At 36.0% G+C, this 18,102-nt stretch carries 18 protein-coding genes; 14 read left to right on the top strand and 4 right to left on the bottom strand.

All coding sequences use genetic code 11. The features are described from left to right. Window positions 1-207: 207 nt before the first annotated feature. From ACM9HF_RS13570 to ACM9HF_RS13585, 4 genes are all read left to right on the top strand, one after another. On the top strand, window positions 208-2,106 hold the full coding sequence (locus tag ACM9HF_RS13570) for a transglycosylase SLT domain-containing protein (RefSeq protein WP_473609551.1): 1,899 nt from the start codon (window positions 208-210) through the stop codon (window positions 2,104-2,106). Between the two features lie 104 nt (window positions 2,107-2,210). Next, on the top strand, window positions 2,211-3,527 hold the full coding sequence (gene pepQ, locus ACM9HF_RS13575; protein WP_473618307.1) for a Xaa-Pro dipeptidase: 1,317 nt from the start codon (window positions 2,211-2,213) through the stop codon (window positions 3,525-3,527). A 3-nt stretch (window positions 3,528-3,530) separates the two neighbouring features. Continuing rightward, window positions 3,531-4,163 carry a YigZ family protein gene (locus ACM9HF_RS13580; protein ID WP_473609555.1) on the top strand — a complete coding sequence of 211 codons (633 nt, stop codon included), beginning with the start codon at window positions 3,531-3,533 and terminating at the stop codon, window positions 4,161-4,163. Between the two features lie 74 nt (window positions 4,164-4,237). Further along, window positions 4,238-5,719, top strand: coding sequence for a TrkH family potassium uptake protein (locus ACM9HF_RS13585; protein WP_473609559.1), 1,482 nt, complete (start codon window positions 4,238-4,240; stop codon window positions 5,717-5,719). Window positions 5,720-5,760: 41 nt separating this feature from the next. On the opposite strand, the gene trkA is transcribed toward ACM9HF_RS13585, so the two are convergent. From trkA to def, 4 genes are read right to left on the bottom strand one after another with little or no spacing between them, the layout of a single operon-like run. Beyond that, window positions 5,761-7,140, bottom strand: a complete 1,380-nt coding sequence (gene trkA, locus ACM9HF_RS13590) for a Trk system potassium transporter TrkA (protein ID WP_473609562.1) — start codon at window positions 7,138-7,140, stop codon at window positions 5,761-5,763. A gap of 1 nt (window position 7,141) precedes the next feature. Further along, window positions 7,142-8,458: a 16S rRNA (cytosine(967)-C(5))-methyltransferase RsmB gene (gene rsmB / locus ACM9HF_RS13595; protein WP_473609565.1), complete on the bottom strand. Its 1,317-nt coding sequence runs from the start codon at window positions 8,456-8,458 to the stop codon at window positions 7,142-7,144. Continuing rightward, the gene (gene fmt / locus ACM9HF_RS13600; protein WP_473609569.1) at window positions 8,458-9,459 is read right to left on the bottom strand and encodes a methionyl-tRNA formyltransferase; all 1,002 of its coding nucleotides are present in this window, start codon (window positions 9,457-9,459) and stop codon (window positions 8,458-8,460) included. The genes rsmB and fmt overlap by 1 nt, the downstream gene beginning before the upstream one ends. Window positions 9,460-9,479: 20 nt before the next feature. Beyond that, window positions 9,480-9,992 (bottom strand): peptide deformylase, encoded by a 513-nt coding sequence (gene def, locus ACM9HF_RS13605; RefSeq protein ID WP_473609572.1) that lies wholly within the window; start codon window positions 9,990-9,992, stop codon window positions 9,480-9,482. A 115-nt stretch (window positions 9,993-10,107) separates the two neighbouring features. Here def and ACM9HF_RS13610 point away from each other — a divergent pair, with 115 nt between their 5' ends. The 10 genes from ACM9HF_RS13610 to ACM9HF_RS13655 all read left to right on the top strand — a co-directional run bounded on the left by ACM9HF_RS13610 (window position 10,108) and on the right by ACM9HF_RS13655 (window position 18,088). Then, window positions 10,108-11,202: a LysM peptidoglycan-binding domain-containing protein gene (locus tag ACM9HF_RS13610; protein WP_473609576.1), complete on the top strand. Its 1,095-nt coding sequence runs from the start codon at window positions 10,108-10,110 to the stop codon at window positions 11,200-11,202. Between the two features lie 39 nt (window positions 11,203-11,241). Beyond that, complete coding sequence (gene dprA / locus ACM9HF_RS13615) at window positions 11,242-12,375, top strand: DNA-processing protein DprA (RefSeq protein ID WP_473609580.1); 1,134 nt, start codon at window positions 11,242-11,244, stop codon at window positions 12,373-12,375. Window positions 12,376-12,428: 53 nt separating this feature from the next. Further along, window positions 12,429-12,902: a DUF494 family protein gene (locus tag ACM9HF_RS13620; protein WP_077339628.1), complete on the top strand. Its 474-nt coding sequence runs from the start codon at window positions 12,429-12,431 to the stop codon at window positions 12,900-12,902. A gap of 93 nt (window positions 12,903-12,995) precedes the next feature. After that, window positions 12,996-13,559, top strand: a complete 564-nt coding sequence (locus ACM9HF_RS13625) for a DNA topoisomerase family protein (RefSeq protein ID WP_473609587.1) — start codon at window positions 12,996-12,998, stop codon at window positions 13,557-13,559. A 164-nt stretch (window positions 13,560-13,723) separates the two neighbouring features. After that, window positions 13,724-14,206: a 5-(carboxyamino)imidazole ribonucleotide mutase gene (gene purE, locus ACM9HF_RS13630; protein ID WP_473609591.1), complete on the top strand. Its 483-nt coding sequence runs from the start codon at window positions 13,724-13,726 to the stop codon at window positions 14,204-14,206. A gap of 9 nt (window positions 14,207-14,215) precedes the next feature. Next, window positions 14,216-15,355 carry a 5-(carboxyamino)imidazole ribonucleotide synthase gene (locus tag ACM9HF_RS13635; RefSeq protein WP_473609595.1) on the top strand — a complete coding sequence of 380 codons (1,140 nt, stop codon included), beginning with the start codon at window positions 14,216-14,218 and terminating at the stop codon, window positions 15,353-15,355. 73 nt (window positions 15,356-15,428) lie between these two features. Continuing rightward, window positions 15,429-15,974: an L-threonylcarbamoyladenylate synthase type 1 TsaC gene (gene tsaC, locus ACM9HF_RS13640; RefSeq protein ID WP_473609598.1), complete on the top strand. Its 546-nt coding sequence runs from the start codon at window positions 15,429-15,431 to the stop codon at window positions 15,972-15,974. Beyond that, window positions 15,971-16,876: an oxygen-dependent coproporphyrinogen oxidase gene (gene hemF, locus ACM9HF_RS13645; protein WP_473609602.1), complete on the top strand. Its 906-nt coding sequence runs from the start codon at window positions 15,971-15,973 to the stop codon at window positions 16,874-16,876. Before tsaC ends, hemF begins: the two co-directional genes overlap by 4 nt. Before the next feature lie 28 nt (window positions 16,877-16,904). After that, window positions 16,905-17,285: a diacylglycerol kinase gene (locus tag ACM9HF_RS13650; RefSeq protein ID WP_473609606.1), complete on the top strand. Its 381-nt coding sequence runs from the start codon at window positions 16,905-16,907 to the stop codon at window positions 17,283-17,285. A gap of 125 nt (window positions 17,286-17,410) precedes the next feature. After that, window positions 17,411-18,088, top strand: a complete 678-nt coding sequence (locus ACM9HF_RS13655) for an OmpW/AlkL family protein (protein ID WP_473609609.1) — start codon at window positions 17,411-17,413, stop codon at window positions 18,086-18,088. Window positions 18,089-18,102: the final 14 nt, after the last annotated feature.

Genomic DNA, 18,102 nt, shown 5'->3' on the forward strand with positions numbered 1-18,102 from the left:
GTATAAAATAGCAAAGATTTACTTTTAAACAGAGAGGTTATAGGGTTAAAGTTTAAAGAATTACGCAATATTTATTTAAGGTAGTGTAAATAAGTCATTTAGTTACAAAAAACTATTAAAAATAATTATTTAACCTTGATTTATAAAGCACCGCATGAATAATCTATAGTTAGTTTATCTATTTACTTTTTTAAGGCTTGGGCCAAGTTGTTTTTAAAAAATATTTTATTCGTTTCCATTCTGTTTTCGAGCTTTTTAGTTAATGCTGTTGAAAATACCGCTTTCCGTAAAATATTTTTAGATGCAGAAAGACAAATATGGTTATCAAAGCCAGATGAATTTAAAAAACTATATCAGCAATTACATTATTACCCATTACAACCTTATCTAGATCAACAGCGCTTGATGCATAAAATTAACATGGCTGATGGTAAAGAGATAACAACGTTTTTAGACAAATATGAAGGAACCCCTTTAGATTGGCCATTAAGAAAAAAATGGTTGGAATATTTAATTGATAATAAGCAAGAAAGTTTATTTTTATATCACTATAAGCCTTCAAGTAGCGCAACACTAAATTGTGCTTATTATCGTTATAGTTTAAAAAAAGGCGTTACTGAGAAAACAATTTTACCTAAAGTCACCGAGCTTTGGACAGTAGGTAAATCGCAACCTAAAATTTGTGATCCTTTATTTAAACAATGGCAGAAAGCAGGATACAGAACAGAAAGTGTTATTTGGCAGCGTATAGGTGAAGCGGCTGATGGTGGTGAACATACACTACTACCATATTTAACCAATTTATTGCCTAGTTCTCAAAGATATTTAGGTAGCTTGTGGCATAAAGTGAGACGAAACCCTGCTTATATTGTTCGTAGTAATGTCTTTAAGAAATTCAATACACGTGAAGCTGAAATTTTTACTTATGGTGTAAAGCGACTTATTTGGCGCGAACCAGAAAAAGCTATTAATATCTTCAATAAGTTAAAAACTAAATTAAAACTAACTAGTGAACAACAAAAAGAGATAACGCAAAGTTTTGCACTATCTTTAGCCAATAAAAATCATCCTAAAGCACAAAAGTGGTTACATAAGGTTGATGAGGCTTTTCTCGATGAAAGTGTAGTGCAGTGGAGAATTGCTGACGTATTGAGAAAACAAAATTGGGAGCTTATTTTAAGAGAGTTAAACAGTTTTCCTAAAGCTTTACATCACACTAAACAATGGCAGTATTGGCATAGTAGAAGCTTGATAGAAACTAATAATAAAGAACAAGGATTAACGGCGTTAAAATTATTAGCTAATACACGCCATTATTATGGTTTTTTAGCGGCTGGCTATTTAAATATTCCTTTTAATTTACAAGATGAACCAATTAAAGCGACTGAGCTTGAAAAAAATACTTTATTACAGAACTCCGCGGCTAAACGTGCTTTTGAATTATTCCATATTGGTAAATATAGTGATGCGAGAAAAGAATGGAATTATTGGTTATCTCAATTAAATGATCGCGATAAATTAATTGCTTCAACAATCTCTTATGATGAAAAATGGTTTGATCGTGCTATTTTTACGTTATCTAAAGTAGGGTACTTAAATGATGTTGATTTAAGGTTTCCGTTGGCCTTTCAAAAAAATATAACCAAATCTGCCAATAAAAATAATATAGACCCCGCATGGGCTTTTGCCATTGCGCGTAGAGAAAGTTCGTTTATGCCCGACGCTAACTCAGGCGTTGGAGCAAAAGGTTTAATGCAAATAATGCTAGGAACAGCTAAACAGTTAGAACGTAAAAGAGTGTCTACTAAGTATCTTCTCAATGCAAAAAACAACATAAAGCTTGGTACTAAATATTTAAAAATACTCTCCGATCAATATAAAGGAAATAATGTATTAGCCACAGCATCATACAATGCAGGCCCACATAGAGTTAAAAAATGGGCAAAAGAAGCGAAAGGGATGCCCATAGATATGTGGATTGAAACCATACCTTTTAAAGAAACGCGTGAATATGTAAAAAGTGTTTTGGCATATCAACAAATTTATCAACATAAAATTGGTAAAAAGGAACCTTTATTTTCTGATCTAATTAAAAATAAAATTTAAGTTAAAATAGCTATTCTTATCGTTGAATAGCTGTAAATATAAATCTAGAGTCTTATTCTAGTGTTACAATATAAGAAATGTTCCACGGAATTGATCAAATGAAAATGAATGAATTACTAAAACACTATCCAGCCCATATAGCTGAACTACAAAAAAGAAGTAAGTGTGCATTGCAAAGAGATAACCTACAGGGATTGGTTATTCATTCAGGACAAGAGATCAAAGTATTTCTAGATGATTACGGTTATCCTTTTAAAGTAAATCCTCATTTTAAAGCATGGTTACCTCTTATCAACTTACCTAATTCATGGCTAATTGTGAATGGAGAAGACAAACCAACTCTTATTTATTACCAACCTATAGATTTTTGGCATAAAGTTGAAGTGCTAGAAGATAGTTATTGGAATGAGCACTTTACGATAAAAATAATCAAGAATGCTACCGACGTTGATAAGTTACTACCTTACGATAAAAAAGGCTATGCCTATATAGGCGCGCATATTGAAGTCGCAAAAGCCTTGGGTTTTGAATCTATTAATCCAGAATCACCATTAAACTATATTCATTATCATCGAGCCTACAAAACAAAATATGAACAAGAATGTATGCGCTGTTCAAATGCTATTGCTGTAAAAGGGCATAAAGCCGCAAAAGCTTTATTTTTAGAGGGCGCCTCTGAGTTTGATATTCAACAAACTTACTTAAAAGTTACAGAGCACACATGTAATGAAACACCTTATGGGAATATTGTCGCACTTAATAAAAACGCGTCTATTTTACACTATACCGCATTAGAAAAAACCGTACCTCAAGCGCATCGCTCTTTTTTGATTGATGCTGGCGCTAGCTTTAATGGTTATGCATCTGATATTACTCGCACCTATTCTTTTAAACGCGATAAATTTGCTGAACTGATAGCACGTATGAATACTTTAATGCTGAATGCTGTAGACGGTCTTAAGCCGGGCGTGAGTTATGTTGATTTACATATTCAAGCTTACAAAGATATCGGTAATGTATTAGCTGAGTTTGGCTTTATTAAGGTAACGGCAGAACAAGCCTTTGAAGCGGGTATTATTTCTACTTTTTTCCCTCATGGGTTAGGCCATCATTTAGGTTTACAAACTCATGACGTGGGTGGTTTTATGGCTGATGAACGAGGTACTCATGTCGCCTCGCCTGATGAACATCCATTTTTAAGAACATCACGAGTGATTGAAGTTAATCAAGTGTTTACTATTGAGCCGGGACTTTATTTTATTGATTCGTTATTAAGTGATTTAAAAGCGTCTAAACATTCATCAATGGTTAACTGGAGTGCAGTTGAAGAAATGAAAGTGTATGGCGGTATTCGAATTGAAGATAATATTATTGTGCACCAACTTCATAACGAAAACATGACTAGGGACTTAGAACTGTAGCTTGTGTCCAAATCCTATTTAGTTGCTAATAATAATGTTATTGAAGAAATTATAGTTAACCGTAGTCGGTTTATTTGTTATTTAACACCATGTTCATCGATTGACACGGTAAAAATTTTTTTGAAAGAGCTTCAGCAACAGCATCCGCAAGCATCTCATCATTGTTATGCCTATTTGTCTGGAAGGGCTGATAGTAGTCAATATTATGGTTTTTCAGATGATGGAGAACCTTCTGGCACCGCAGGAAGACCTATGTTATCAGTGTTGCAAGGACATGGTGTAGGTGAAGTTTGCGCGGTTGTTGTGCGTTATTTTGGTGGAACTAAATTAGGAACCGGTGGTTTGCAAAGGGCTTACGGTGCCAGCGTTCGCCAAGCGTTAACCTTGTTAACGAGTAAAACTAAAATACCTATGGTTTCTAGAACGCTAGCGTGTCAATATACCCAAATAAACGACGTACTACATGTTATTGAAAAATCAGAGGGTATTGTTGTTGAGCAAGAGTATTTAGAGCATATTAAGTTATTAGTGAAATTACCTGAAGACAATCTTGAAATAACTGAACAACAAATACAAATTATTTCATCAGGTGCTATTACTTTATGTGAAGTGGATAAAGCTGAAGAGAATAAATAATACCTGAATCGGATTTGTGTAGAGTCAGTTAATAAAACTTATCAATAAAACATTAAGAATAACGACAACAAAACGTGCAATACAAAAATATAATTCGAATTTTAGGTCTACTTGTTACCATACTTAGTGTGACCATGTTGCCTCCGGCACTTATCTCTTTGTTATATAGAGATGGTGGCGGTTTATCTTTTTTAATGTCTTTTATTTTTTGTTTAGTTATTGGCATTATTTCTTGGTATCCCAATAGAGGATATAAAGGAGATTTAAGACCCAGAGAAGGATTCTTAATTGTTGTACTTTTTTGGACTGTTCTAGCCAGCTTCTCTGCCATTCCTTTATTATTACTTGAAACTCCTAATTTATCTTTTGCTGATGCCTTTTTTGAGTCTTTTTCTGGGCTAACTACCACAGGAGCCACTATTTTAACGAAAATAGATGGTTTACCACATGCTGTGTTGTGGTATCGCCAGCAATTACAGTGGTTAGGTGGTATGGGGATTATTGTGTTAGCCGTAGCTGTTCTTCCTATGCTTGGCGTTGGTGGTATGCAGCTTTATAGAGCTGAAACTCCGGGGCCTGTAAAAGACTCTAAAATGACACCGCGAATAGCTGATACGGCTAAACACCTATGGTATATATATCTTTCTTTAACCATACTATGTGCGCTAAGTTACTGGTTGGCGGGTATGTCTACCTTTGATGCAATATGTCACGCATTTTCTACTATTGCTATTGGTGGGTTTTCAACACACGATGCAAGTATGGGAGCTTTTGGTAGTCCGCTAATTAACTTTATTTGTGTATTCTTCTTATTGGTTGCGGGCGTTAATTTTGCGCTTCATTTTGCGGTATTGCATAGTAAATCGCTGCGAAATTATTTTTATGATCCTGAATTTAAAGTGTTTATTGGAATTCAGTTTGTACTTGTTGCTATCTGTTTTGTGGTGTTATTAGCTCATAATACTTACAACAATGAATGGCAGGCGTTAGATCAAGCGTTATTCCATGCCGTTTCAATGAGTACTACCGCAGGTTTTGCTACCTCAGTACCGATTGTTGATGGCGTTACTCCTGTTTCATTTGCTAGTTGGCCTACTTTATTGCCTTTACTGCTTATATTTTCAAGCTTCATTGGTGGTTGTGCGGGTAGTACTGGTGGTGGAATGAAAGTTGTTCGTATACTTTTATTATACTTACAAGGTTTTAGAGAGCTTAATAAATTGGTTCATCCTAAGGCTATTTTTACCATTAAATTAGGTAAAAAAGCATTGCCTGATAAAGTGGTTCAAGCTATTTGGGGATTCTTTTCAGCATATACGGCTGTATTTGTTGTATGTATGTTGTTATTGCTGGCGTCGGGAGTTGATAATATTACCGCGTTCACAGCCGTTGCGGCTTGTTTAAATAATTTAGGTCCCGGTTTAGGAGAAGTAGCAACTAACTTTTCAAGTTTAGGTGATTTTAGTAAATGGGTATTGATTGTGGCTATGTTATTTGGGCGACTTGAAATATTTACTTTGCTTGTTTTATTCACGCCAGCTTTCTGGCGATCTTAATATCAACTCAACACGTTATTGATTGGCGTTATTTTTAAATTTTAGTAAAAACTTAGCGCATCAAGTTGAAATAATGCTTCTACTTCAGATATATAGCGTTTGTTCACTAAAAATATAATAACTTGGTCGTTAGACAAAATTTTAGTTTTCGAATGAGCAATAATCACTTCGTTTCCTCTCACTATCGCTCCTATATTTACACCTGGCGGAAGTTTTAAAGTTTTAACCGTACGGCCAACCACCTTAGATGATTTTTCATCCCCTTGAGCCGATATTTCTATTGCCTCAGCAGAGCCCCCTCGTAAACTATATACATTAGCAATATTACCACGGCGTACATGAGTTAATAACGCTGAAATAGTAGCGTGTTGGGGCGATATGGCAATATCTATATTACTACCATGAAGTAAATCAACATACGCTTCACGTTGAATAAGTACCATAGCTTTTCTAACGCCTAAACGCTTAGCTAATAATGAAGACATGATATTAGCTTCATCATCATTAGTTACTGCGATAAATACATCAAAATGATCTATGTGTTCTTCTAATAAGAGCTCTTGATCGGAAGAGTCGCCGGTAAATACAAGAGTATCATTTAATTCTGACGCTAAATATTCGGCACGTTCAGGAGAACGCTCAATCAATTTTACTTGATGGTTTTTTTCTAATATACGCGCTAAACCAGAACCTATGTTACCACCACCAGCAATCATAATACGTTTATAGGCGGGTTCTAATTTTTGAAGTTCGTTCATTACTGCACGAATATGAATACTTGCTGCGATAAAGAATACTTCATCGTCGGCTTCAATGATTGTGGTGCCTAATGGTCTTATGGGTTTGCCGTTTCGGTAAATAGCAGCAACACGAGTATCAACATTAGGAATGTGTTCTTTAATGGTAGAAAGGGCATGGCCTACTAATAATCCACCATAATAAGCTCTAACAGCAACTAAACTGACTTTTCCATCAGCAAACTCTAATACTTGTAAAGCACCAGGGTAATCAATTAAACGTGCTATATCACGTGTTACAAGTTGTTCTGGTGCAATAATATGATCAACAGGAATGTTTTCGTTTTGAAATAGTTGATCTTGATATTTAAGAATTTTAGAAGAGCGAATACGAGCAATTTTGGTACTGGTTCTAAATAATGAATAACAAATTTGGCAAGCAATCATATTAATTGCGTCATCACTTGTTACTGCAATAACTAAATCAGCGTCTTCGATACCTGCTTTAATTAAAACATCGGGATGAGAACCTTGTCCTTGAACCACTTGCAGATCCATTTTGTCTTGTAGTTCGAGTAAGGTTTCATTGTTGATATCAATAAGGGTAATTTCGTTTTCTTCTCTAACTAAGTTTTCAGCTAGTGTTCCACCTACTTGCCCCGCGCCAATAATAACTATTTTCATTTTATTGTTCTTTTTTGACTAATTTAGCGTAGTAAAAACCATCCATCGAATGCTCATTAGGCAATATTTGCCAACCAACATCAGCATCATTATCTGTAATTGAAATATGTTCTACGTCATTATTATTTTCAATAAAACGTTGAACTTGTAGGTTATTCTCTTCAGGTAAAATACTACAAGTTGCATACAGCAAAGTACCACCTGGTTTAAGTAATGACCATATGTTTTTTAGAATTTGTGCCTGTAGTTCTGTGAGTTTTTCAATGTCGTTAGCTTTGCGTAACCATTTTATATCAGGGTGTCTTCGAATAACGCCTGTACCTGAACATGGCGCATCAAGTAATATTTTGTCGTAAAGGTTGCCATCCCACCAATCTTTGCTGGCGGCATCACCCGTAATAACTTGAGCTTTAAGTTGTAAACGCGCTAAGTTTTCATTAACTCGCACAAGACGGCTTTCATCAATATCAATAGCTGTCATATTTGCTAGGTTAGGTACTCGTTCTAGCATATGACAGGTTTTTCCACCGGGAGCCGCACAGCAATCAAGCACGTTGTCAGTTTCTTTGCAATCAAGCAGTATTGCTGCTTGTTGTGCTGCGCCATCTTGTATAGATACGTGACCTTGCGCAAATCCGGGGAGTTTTTCTACACCTACTGCGTGGCTAAGTTTAATGGCTTGGCTTTTTGGATCTACGTATTCAAAGGCAATATCTGTGTTATTGAGTTGTTCAAGGTAGCTTTCTGTAGAGTTATACTGCTGATTTACTCTAAGCCACATAGGTGGTCGTTCTTGGTTAGCGATTAAAATACTTTGCCATTGATCAGGGTAGGCAGCTTGAATTTTTTTAATAAACCAACCGGGGTGATTATATTTAATAGGATCTGGTAATTCAGCTTGGGTTGTATTGGTTAATTGCTTTTCGACTTTTCGTTGATAATTACGTAAAACACCGTTAACTAGGCCACCTAAATGCCTATTTTTTAGGGCGTTTGCGGCTTCTACTGTTTCACTAACCGCCGCGTGGTCTGGAATGCGCATGTATTTTAATTGATAAATTCCTACCAACATCAAAAAATGAAAAACACGTTGTTTTCCTTTTAATGGTTTCTCTATTAATTGTTGAACTTCGTTTTCTAATTCAGGTAAATAGCGTAAAACACCGTAGCAAATTTCTTGAAGAAGACCTTTATCTTTAAGCTCAATTTTAGCGACTTGTTTAGGGAGTTCGTCACCTAAACTTCTGCCTTGATCTATTACAGCGTAAGTACATTTAGCGGCAAGCGCTCTAATGTTAGCCGCTTTATTATTAGCCATTATTGTGCTCCTTGATTTGTAGAGGCTATACCTATAATAGGTTGACCTACAGCAAACCAATCTGCTCTTGCATTAATAATATCGCTAACGGGTAGGGCTTTCTTTCCAGGGATTTGAAGCACTTCTAATTGAAGGGCTTGTTTGATATTGCCTGTAGCTACTAAAATACCTTTTTTATCAGCAGATATAATGGTGCCAGCTGCTGCATTTGACTGTGTTTCAATAATACTTGCTTGCCAAATACGAATACGATGTTCTTTCTTTGATTCGCTTTCAATATAAGTAAATTGTGCAACAGGCCATGGAATATAAGCTCTAATTTTTCGATGTAATGCTAAAGCACTTTCATTCCAGTTTAACTCAGCTTCGGCTTTGTCTAATTTAGCTGCATACGTTGATAACTCGTGATTTTGTGGCTCACGCGTATAAGAAGATGTGCTCATGAGCGTTAATGCATCGGTTAATGCTTTAGGACCTGCTATCGCTAATTTTTCATATAAACTTGCGCTAGTATCTTCTGTGGTAATTTCACAAGTTGCTGTAGAAATCATATCACCTGTATCAAGACCTTTATCCATTTGCATAATAGTGACACCAGTTATACTGTCGCCAGCTTCAAGTGATCTTTGAATAGGAGCTGCTCCACGCCATTTAGGTAAAATTGAACCATGCACATTAATGCACCCTAAACGTGGTGCTTCTAATATAACTTCAGGGAGGAGGAGTCCGTAAGCAACAACAACCATAATGTCAGCGTTATAAGTAGCTAAATGTTGTTGATCTACAGTGTCTTTAAAGTTTATCGGTTGTTCTACCGGTAGGTTATGCTCTAAGGCTAAAAGTTTGGTAGCACATGCCATCATTTTTTTGCCGCGACCTGCTGGTTTGTCAGGAGGACAATAAACAGCAACCACATTGTGTTCTGAATTGATAAGTGCTTTTAAATGTTGTGCAGCAAAATCAGGCGTACCTGCAAATATGATATTAAGTGCTTTAGACAATTGATTTCCTAAATATAATGTTAGCCTGCGTTATTTAAACGCGCTTCTTTTTCAAGTTTCTTTTTTATACGCTGGCGTTTAAGTGGAGAAAGATAATCCACAAATAATACGCCTTTTAAGTGATCAAGTTCATGCTGAATACAAATAGCTAATAACTCTTCGCCGTCTAAGGTAAATTCTTTACCATTAACATCAAGCGCTTTTACTGTTACTTTTGTGTGTCTATCAACTTTTGCATAATGACCCGGTACCGATAAACAGCCTTCTTCATTAATTAAAGTCTCTTCACTTTTCGCAATAATTTCAGGATTTATGAAGACAAGTGGGTTTTCTTTATTTTCAGAAACATCCATTACAACGATCTGTTGGTGTATATCAACTTGAGTTGCTGCTAGACCAACACCATTCTCCTCATACATGGTTTCAAACATATCATCAACAATGCTTTTAATATTGTCGTTAACTTCAGTAACTTGTGTTGCTTTTGTTCTTAGTCTCTCGTCTGGAAAGCGTAAAACAGATAAAATAGCCATAATTTTCCAAAAGGGTTCGCGAAAGTTCGCATAGAATGTTATGTTTCAATTTTAACTACTAATTTTAATTAATAATAGTGGTTTAGGATAAATGCTTAAGAATAGGAAGACTAGCATGCGAAAAAAAGTCTTATTAATAATAATTAGCTTATTTTTACCTATGAGCTTATTAGCGGATGAATTAACATTAAATAAGAATGCCCCTAAATCTTATACCGTTGTAAAAGGTGATACGCTTTGGGATATTTCTGGTGTTTTTTTAAAACAGCCGTGGTTATGGCCTAAGTTATGGAGAATTAATCCAGACATTAGCAATCCACATCTTATCTATCCGGGTGATGTGTTACGTCTAGTTTATGATAAAGACGGGAACCCAATGTTAGTGAGAGGTGCTGCTGGTAAACCTCAATACAAGTGGTCCCCTAAAGTAAGAACTACGTTGAAAGACCATTCTCCTGTAAATACTATACCTTTAAATGTTATAGCACCTTACATTAAATACGATACTCTTTTTTCAGAAGAAGAATATGAAAAACTTCCTTATGTACTAGGGAGTAATGAAGGTTTTAAATCAACGGTTGAAGGTTTTAAAGTTTATATTAATGGTGATTTAGACGTAGGCCAAAGCTACGCGATTTATCAGAAGGGTGACGAAGTTTTTGATCCTGAAACAAATGAGAGCTTAGGTTATTACGCTAGGTTAGTTGGTACAGCCAAGGCTATTCGAGCAGGTGATATAAGTAAGAAAGAACCTTCAACTCTTTATGTTGACAGCGCTAAACGCGAAATTCATTCAGGAGATTTTGTTGCTCCAATTAATGAAGGTCAAATGTTACCGTCGTTCTTTACTATGCAAGCGGCTAAAACAACATTAACAGGTTCAATTGTTAAAGCGTCATCTGAAGCACGTGAATTTGGTAAACTTGAAGTTGTTATGATTAACAGAGGTCGACGAGATGAGGTTCAATTAGGTGATGTGTTATCTGTTAGAAGACAAAGCCCTGCAGTAATTGAAACAGCTAACGGCCCAGCATATAAAAAAGACAGTTCGCGATGGAATTTATTATCATCAGCAGAAGATGAATATAATATGCCCGTTGAACCTGTAGGTAATATGATGGTGTTTAAGGTTTACGATAAGGTGAGTATGGCTTTAATTTTACGAACGTCTAAACCGTTAAGATTGTCAGACATGGTAACCGCGCCATAAAAAAATAATGAAAACAGCCTGATCTTAAGGAGAAGATGTATGGCTACATCAGTTATAAAAAAATCCAATGCGCATTATTGGCTAGCATTAAAATTTATACCTCGGCTAGCCATTCATAAAAAGCTTCGTTTAGTTCAAGAAATTGGACTAATGAAGCTTTTTTCATCTATTCCATTAGTCACTTCTTTTAATTTAACAGAAAAACAGCTAACCGCTATTTCGCATCCTGATTGGGATAAAATTAATAAAGTTATAACTGATAGTGAGTTATGCGGTAGTGATATTGTTTGTTTTAATGACGATGAATATCCCGAAAGACTAAAGCAGATATATGACCCACCATTAGTATTATTTACCCAAGGTAATAAACAGCTTTTGTTAGAGCCGCAAATTGCTATTGTAGGTAGTAGAGGGGCAACTCCTTTTGGGCGAGAAAATGCCTTTGTTTTTGCTGGCGGCTTAGTTCAACAGGGAATAGTTGTTACTAGTGGCTTGGCATTAGGAATAGATGCAGAGGCACATAAAGGCGCACTTTTTAATCATGGTAAAACAATAGCCGTAGTTGCTACTGGTTTGGATCGTGTTTATCCAAGCCGACATAAAAAATTAGCTCACGATATTGTAAATAACGATGGTCTTATTGTTAGTGAGTTTGTTCCCGGCACAGTACCTAAAGCAGGTTTTTTTCCTAAAAGAAATCGTATTATAAGTGGCATGAGTTATGGTGTTTTAGTGGTGGAAGCTACCATTAAAAGTGGCTCGTTAATTACCGCGCGATGTGCAGTTGAACAAAACCGAGAAGTCTTCGCTATCCCCAGTTCAATAAAAAATCCACAAGGCAAAGGATGCCATTGGTTAATTAAACAAGGAGCAAAATTAGTTGAAGAATGTAATGATATTATTGAAGATCTTAATATTCCTTTAAAAATTGGTCTACACTTAAATTCAAAGAGTGATCCAGAAGAGCTTCAATCGCATTCACAAGAGAAAAAAAATCATCAAGAGGGCTTGTTTAACGATTCATTGTTAGATAATGTGGGATATGAAATTACTCCTATTGATGCCGTAGTCTCTAGGAGTAAGCTACCCATAGATGTAGTATTAACACAGTTAACAATATTAGAGCTGAAAGGTTTAGTGTCAGCAGTTCCAGGGGGTTACCTGAGAACTTAATAAGTAAAGTTTATCGTTCGTTTGTTATATAAGTGTTTATTAAGGGGCTAGTTATGTTTGATATCTTAATGTATTTATTTGAAAATTATATTCATAGTGAAGCCGAAGTAATGGTTGACCATGATGTTTTAACTGATGAATTAACGCGAGCTGGTTTTCATCAAGATGAAATATATAAAGCGCTTACTTGGTTAGAAAAACTTGCTGCTCTTCAAGACAGCGATGCCTATCCCTATTTAACACGTATTGCGAGTAAATCTACACGTGTTTACACATGTGAAGAAATGCAATTATTAGATGTTGAGTCTCGTGGATTCTTAATGTTTCTTGAGCAAGTTAATGTATTAGACTTTACTACGCGTGAAATGGTTATTGACCGTGTTATGGAGTTAGATACTCAGTTCTTCTCAATTGACGATCTTAAATGGGTGGTTTTAATGGTGCTTTTTAATGTGCCAGGTAAGGAAACTGCATACTCACAAATGGAAGACCTTATATTTGATGAGCAAGAAGGGCCACTTCATTAGCCATCTTTGGTTAGTTAATCACCTCAACTTTATGGCATAATGCGCAACTTGAACTAAAACTATGACTTAGTTCGTATGAAACAGGTGCGTTTTATGTCTAAATCCGATGATTCAATTTTTAAACATCATGAACATGCGTTAGAAAAAGCGTATGAAACTTGCCCTACTTGTGGGGCTGAGTTATCAATTAAACATGGTAAGTCTGGCTCTTTTTTGGGATGTAATAATTATCCTAATTGTGAATATACACGTCCCGTTGTTGAACACGAAAAAGTAGAAGATACCTTATTAGCAGGAACTCATTGCCCACTATGTGATAGCACGTTAGCTGTTAAGCAAGGCCGCTATGGTATGTTTATTGGTTGTACTAATTTCCCCGAATGCGAGCATATCGAAGATACCAATCAAAATGACGATATAGATGTACATTGTCCGAATTGTGCCAAAGGTAAATTATTCGAAAAAACAAATCGTTACGGAAAAACCTTTTATTCGTGTGATCAGTATCCATCATGTAAATACGTTATAAACTATCAACCTATTAATGAATCATGTCCTGAATGTCATTGGGCAATTTTAGTTTCCCGTAAAATGGCAAGTGGCAACATCGTTATGTGCCCGCAAAAGAAGTGTAGTTTTAAACGAAAGGTTATATAACGTACCTAATCTGTTATTAATACCAAGTTTAACTATCAAAGCATAAATATTGATAGCGACTTGAGTTTTTATCTATTTCGAACAAGGTTATAATGTTCGACTGTTAACGTCTCGATACGAGACATTTTAAAATTTAACTTAATATAATTTAAAGGCGTTTGATCATGAAAGTAGGTATTATCATGGGTTCTAAGTCGGATTGGCCGACAATGAAACATGCAGCAGATATGCTAGATCTTCTTAATGTTCCATATGAAACTAAAGTGGTATCAGCTCACAGAACCCCTCACTTACTTGCTGAATATGCAGAAGGTGCTAAAGACCGAGGCATTAAAGTGATTGTTGCTGGCGCCGGTGGTGCTGCTCATTTACCGGGTATGGCTGCAGCGTTCACAAGCTTGCCTGTTTTAGGTGTTCCTGTGCAATCAAAAGCTTTGAGTGGTCAAGATTCTTTATTATCTATCGTACAAATGCCTAAAGGTATTGCGGTAGGGACTTTAGCTATTGGTAATGCTGGCGCCGCAAACGCAGGTTTATTAGCTGCGCAAATTATCGGTACTCATGACGAAACCGTAATGGCAGCGATTGAAAAGTTTAGAAAAGAACAAACCCAAAATATTCTTGATAACCCAAACCCTGCGGAATAAATTATTTAAATGAATGTTTTAGTATTAGGCGCAGGCCAGTTAGCCAGAATGATGGCATTAGCAAGTAAACCTCTAAATATTAATGTTAGGGCTTACGATGTTGGTAGCGAACGCGTTGTTGACCCTTTATCACTGAGTGTAGATTATGGTGATTTAGCCCAAGGAATTTTAGATGCTGATGCAATTACCGCTGAGTTTGAACATATCGCTCATGATGTACTTGCCGCTTGTGAACAATCAGGAAAATTATTTCCTAGTAGCCAAGCTATTAAAACCGGTGGTGATAGAAGATTAGAAAAAACCTTACTTGCACAAGCTGGCGTTGCTAATGCTAAGCATAAAATTATAGCGAATAAGTTTGAATTTGATGAAGCCATAGAGTCGCTAACTTTACCGCTTATTATGAAAAGTGCGCTAGCAGGATACGATGGTAAAGGGCAATGGCGCTTAAAAGATAAATCTGAAGCGGAAGATATTTGGCAAGATATTCAATCATTTATTGAAGGTGATACCAGCGGTCAGCCGCAAGCGATTGTTGTTGAGCAAATGGTGCCTTTTAGCCGCGAAGTTTCTATGGTGGGTATTCGTAGTAAAACAGGACAAACCTTAGCGTATCCTCTTACTGAAAATCATCATAGTAAAGGTGTATTAAGTGTTTCGTTAGCCATTAATGAGCATCAACATTTACAAGCTCAAGCAACTGAAGCCTTTGATAAAATAGCCAAAGCATTAGACTATGTAGGCGTGCTTGCTATAGAATTCTTTCAAGTGGGAGATTCTTTATTGGTGAATGAAATTGCCCCACGTGTACATAACTCCGGACACTGGACCCAACAAGGTGCAGATACTTGTCAGTTTGAAAACCATATAAGAGCTGTTTGCCAATTACCTTTAGGTTCTACCGAATTAGTTAGACCTACAGCTATGATAAATATACTCGGTACTGATAGCGTGCCACATAGTATTCTTGAAATACCCAGTGTAACACTTCATTGGTACGGTAAAGGTAAAAGGGCGGGTCGAAAAATGGGACACATTAATGTGTGTGGTTCAACTCGAACTGAATTAATTAGTCGGTTAACTCAATTATCAACAATGTTGCCAGACTCCGACTTTCCCGATGTAAGCGAATACGTGAATTCACTTTAATATAACCTATTCTTCTAGTAGGAAGTTATTGTGATAAGTCTCGTTTAAATTATTGATAATAAAATACGGTCTAATGTTTACAGCAATTGAAATTTTTCAACAAGGTGGCGTTATTGCTTATCCAACTGAAGCCGTATTTGGTCTTGGTTGTGATCCTGATAATCAAACGGCAGTTGAAAAATTATTACAAATCAAAAATAGAGATAAAGCCAAAGGTCTTATTTTACTTGCGGGTAGCTTTGAACAATTAACGCCATATATTGATCTTTCTAAGCTGACTAATACACAAATTGACTTAATATTAAGTCGTTGGCCAAACGGTGTTACTCAAGTATTACCTGCTCAAGCTAATATTTCTTCATACTTAACAGGCTGTTTTTCTACTATTGCCGTGAGAGTTACCGATCAGCCAGATGTTGTTTCATTGTGTTCACAAACCAAAAAACCTATCGTTTCAACAAGTGCTAATTTATCAGGGCTAGAGCCAGCCAGAACATGGCAAACATTAGATCCCACATTAACTCAGATGATTGATTACCTAATAAAAGGTGAAACATTAGGCTATATGCAACCATCAAAAATTATGGATGGTTTAACTGGAGAGGTTTTTCGCACATGAGTGCTGTAAATATAGAAACGGTTGTTGAATTTTTAAAAGGTTTACAAGACCAAATTTGTGCTGCGATAGAACAGGCCGACGGCCAAGCTAAATTCGTTGAAGATAATTGGGTTCGCCCTGAAGGTGGCGGCGGACGTACACGTGTTCTAACTAACGGAGACGTTGTTGAGCAAGGAGGAGTTAATTTCTCATTAGTGTCAGGCGATAAACTTCCACCATCAGCAAGTGCCCATCGACCTGAACTAGCAGGAAGAACCTGGAAAGCTTGTGGCGTATCTTTAGTCATACATCCTAAAAACCCTTATATTCCTACATCACATGCTAATGTACGCTTTTTTATTGCAGAAAAAGAAGGTGAAGAACCCGTATGGTGGTTTGGTGGTGGATTTGATTTAACCCCATTTTATCCATTTGAAGAAGATATTATTCATTGGCATCAAACAGCTAAAACACTTTGTCAGCCTTTTGGTGATTCTGTTTATCAAAAAAATAAAGAATGGTGCGATAATTACTTTTACTTAAAACACCGTGATGAAACCCGAGGCGTTGGAGGTTTATTTTTTGATGATTTAAATCAGTGGGATTTTGAAACGTGTTTAGATTATATAAAAGCGGTAGGAGCAGGATTCATCGATGCTTATATACCTATAGTAGAAAAACGCAAAAATACAGAATATGGTGAGCGCCAACGTCAATTTCAATTATATCGCCGTGGTCGTTATGTAGAATTTAATTTAGTTTTTGATCGCGGAACTCTCTTTGGCTTGCAGTCTGGCGGTAGAACTGAATCTATTTTAATGTCGATGCCGCCGTTGGCGAGATGGGAATACAACTTTCAAGCTGACGAAAATTCCGAAGAACATAATCTAAATAAATACTTAGTTCCTAGAAATTGGGTATAACTATAATAAATGCAAATAGAGCGTTTTCATGCCAGACAAAAATACATTAGGTCATATTGAAAGAATTTTACCTGCAATTAAAAATAGTATTGCGGGTTTACTCTCAGCCTATAAAAATGAAATCGCTTTTAGACAAGAAGTTTTCTTATTTCTAATATTATCGCCAATCGCTTGGTTGATCAGTGCAAGTTTTGTTGAACTCTTTTTATTAGTATTTTCTCTTATTTTTATTATGGTCACTGAACTTCTAAATTCTGCAATAGAAGCCGTTGTGGATAGGGTTGGTTTAGAACATCACGAGCTCAGCGGTCGTGCAAAAGACATTGCTTCTGCTGCAGTGTTTGTTGCCATATTATTTTTCCTGATGGTTTGGGGTTATAAAATTCATCAGTATATTGTACTAAGTTGATTTAGATCAGAATTTAATTCTTTAATCGGATACTTTAGTGTTATCAATAGAATAAGTTGAGCTAAATCAAAATTCTATTTAACTATTCTCTTTAAAATTACTTTATTAATTTAAAGGGAATCACCATGAAAAAAAATATCTTAACGCTTACGCTTCTTACCATACTTTCCTCATCTACATATGCTGCCGATTATCAATCAGGTGATATAGTTATCAGGGGCGGTATTACAAATGTAAATCCGAGCAGTGATCATACATCTATTTTACTTAACAATACTGATTCAACAATGACCTTAACGGTTGATGATAATTCGCAGTTAGGTTTGAATTTTTTATATTTCTATAATGCTAATATAGCCGTTGAAGTGTTAGCTGCAACACCTTTTACGCATGATGTAACTATTCATGATAAAAACGCTGTACTTAATGTTGATGGAGCAAAGTTAGGTGAAGTTACACAATTACCACCGACCATTAGCGTACTTTATTATATTGAAAACCAATCAGCTTTTAAGCCTTATGTTGGCCTGGGAGTTAACTACACCATATTTTTTGACGAACAATTTGAAGATGCACCAAAAAGTTTAGGTTTAAGTAATTTAGAATTAGAGGGATCTTTTGGGTTGTCATACCAATTAGGTGTTGATTACTTAATTAATGATAACTTCCATATTAATGCTTCTGCTCGTTATATTGATATATCTACCGATGCGACTTTTGACGTAGGTGGCCAGAGTATAGGTAAGGCAACAATAGATGTGGATCCTATGGTTTATTCAATAATGCTAGGGTATAAATTTTAACTACACACTTTTAA

Source organism: Colwellia sp. RE-S-Sl-9, from assembly GCF_048296855.1.
Lineage (GTDB): Bacteria > Pseudomonadota > Gammaproteobacteria > Enterobacterales > Alteromonadaceae > Pseudocolwellia.

What these genes read in the sequence shown, in the direction of transcription:
- hemF (WP_473609602.1), top strand. Translation starts at nt 15,971, where the DNA reads ATGAGTGCTGTAAATATAGAAACGGTTGTTGAATTTTTAAAAGGTTTA.
- ACM9HF_RS13635 (WP_473609595.1), top strand. Translation starts at nt 14,216, where the DNA reads ATGAATGTTTTAGTATTAGGCGCAGGCCAGTTAGCCAGAATGATGGCA.
- purE (WP_473609591.1), top strand. Translation starts at nt 13,724, where the DNA reads ATGAAAGTAGGTATTATCATGGGTTCTAAGTCGGATTGGCCGACAATG.
- trkA (WP_473609562.1), bottom strand. Translation starts at nt 7,140, where the DNA reads ATGAAAATAGTTATTATTGGCGCGGGGCAAGTAGGTGGAACACTAGCT.
- ACM9HF_RS13620 (WP_077339628.1), top strand. Translation starts at nt 12,429, where the DNA reads ATGTTTGATATCTTAATGTATTTATTTGAAAATTATATTCATAGTGAA.
- ACM9HF_RS13655 (WP_473609609.1), top strand. Translation starts at nt 17,411, where the DNA reads ATGAAAAAAAATATCTTAACGCTTACGCTTCTTACCATACTTTCCTCA.
- rsmB (WP_473609565.1), bottom strand. Translation starts at nt 8,458, where the DNA reads ATGGCTAATAATAAAGCGGCTAACATTAGAGCGCTTGCCGCTAAATGT.
- tsaC (WP_473609598.1), top strand. Translation starts at nt 15,429, where the DNA reads ATGTTTACAGCAATTGAAATTTTTCAACAAGGTGGCGTTATTGCTTAT.
- ACM9HF_RS13625 (WP_473609587.1), top strand. Translation starts at nt 12,996, where the DNA reads ATGTCTAAATCCGATGATTCAATTTTTAAACATCATGAACATGCGTTA.
- ACM9HF_RS13610 (WP_473609576.1), top strand. Translation starts at nt 10,108, where the DNA reads ATGCGAAAAAAAGTCTTATTAATAATAATTAGCTTATTTTTACCTATG.
- ACM9HF_RS13650 (WP_473609606.1), top strand. Translation starts at nt 16,905, where the DNA reads ATGCCAGACAAAAATACATTAGGTCATATTGAAAGAATTTTACCTGCA.
- dprA (WP_473609580.1), top strand. Translation starts at nt 11,242, where the DNA reads ATGGCTACATCAGTTATAAAAAAATCCAATGCGCATTATTGGCTAGCA.
- pepQ (WP_473618307.1), top strand. Translation starts at nt 2,211, where the DNA reads ATGAATGAATTACTAAAACACTATCCAGCCCATATAGCTGAACTACAA.
- def (WP_473609572.1), bottom strand. Translation starts at nt 9,992, where the DNA reads ATGGCTATTTTATCTGTTTTACGCTTTCCAGACGAGAGACTAAGAACA.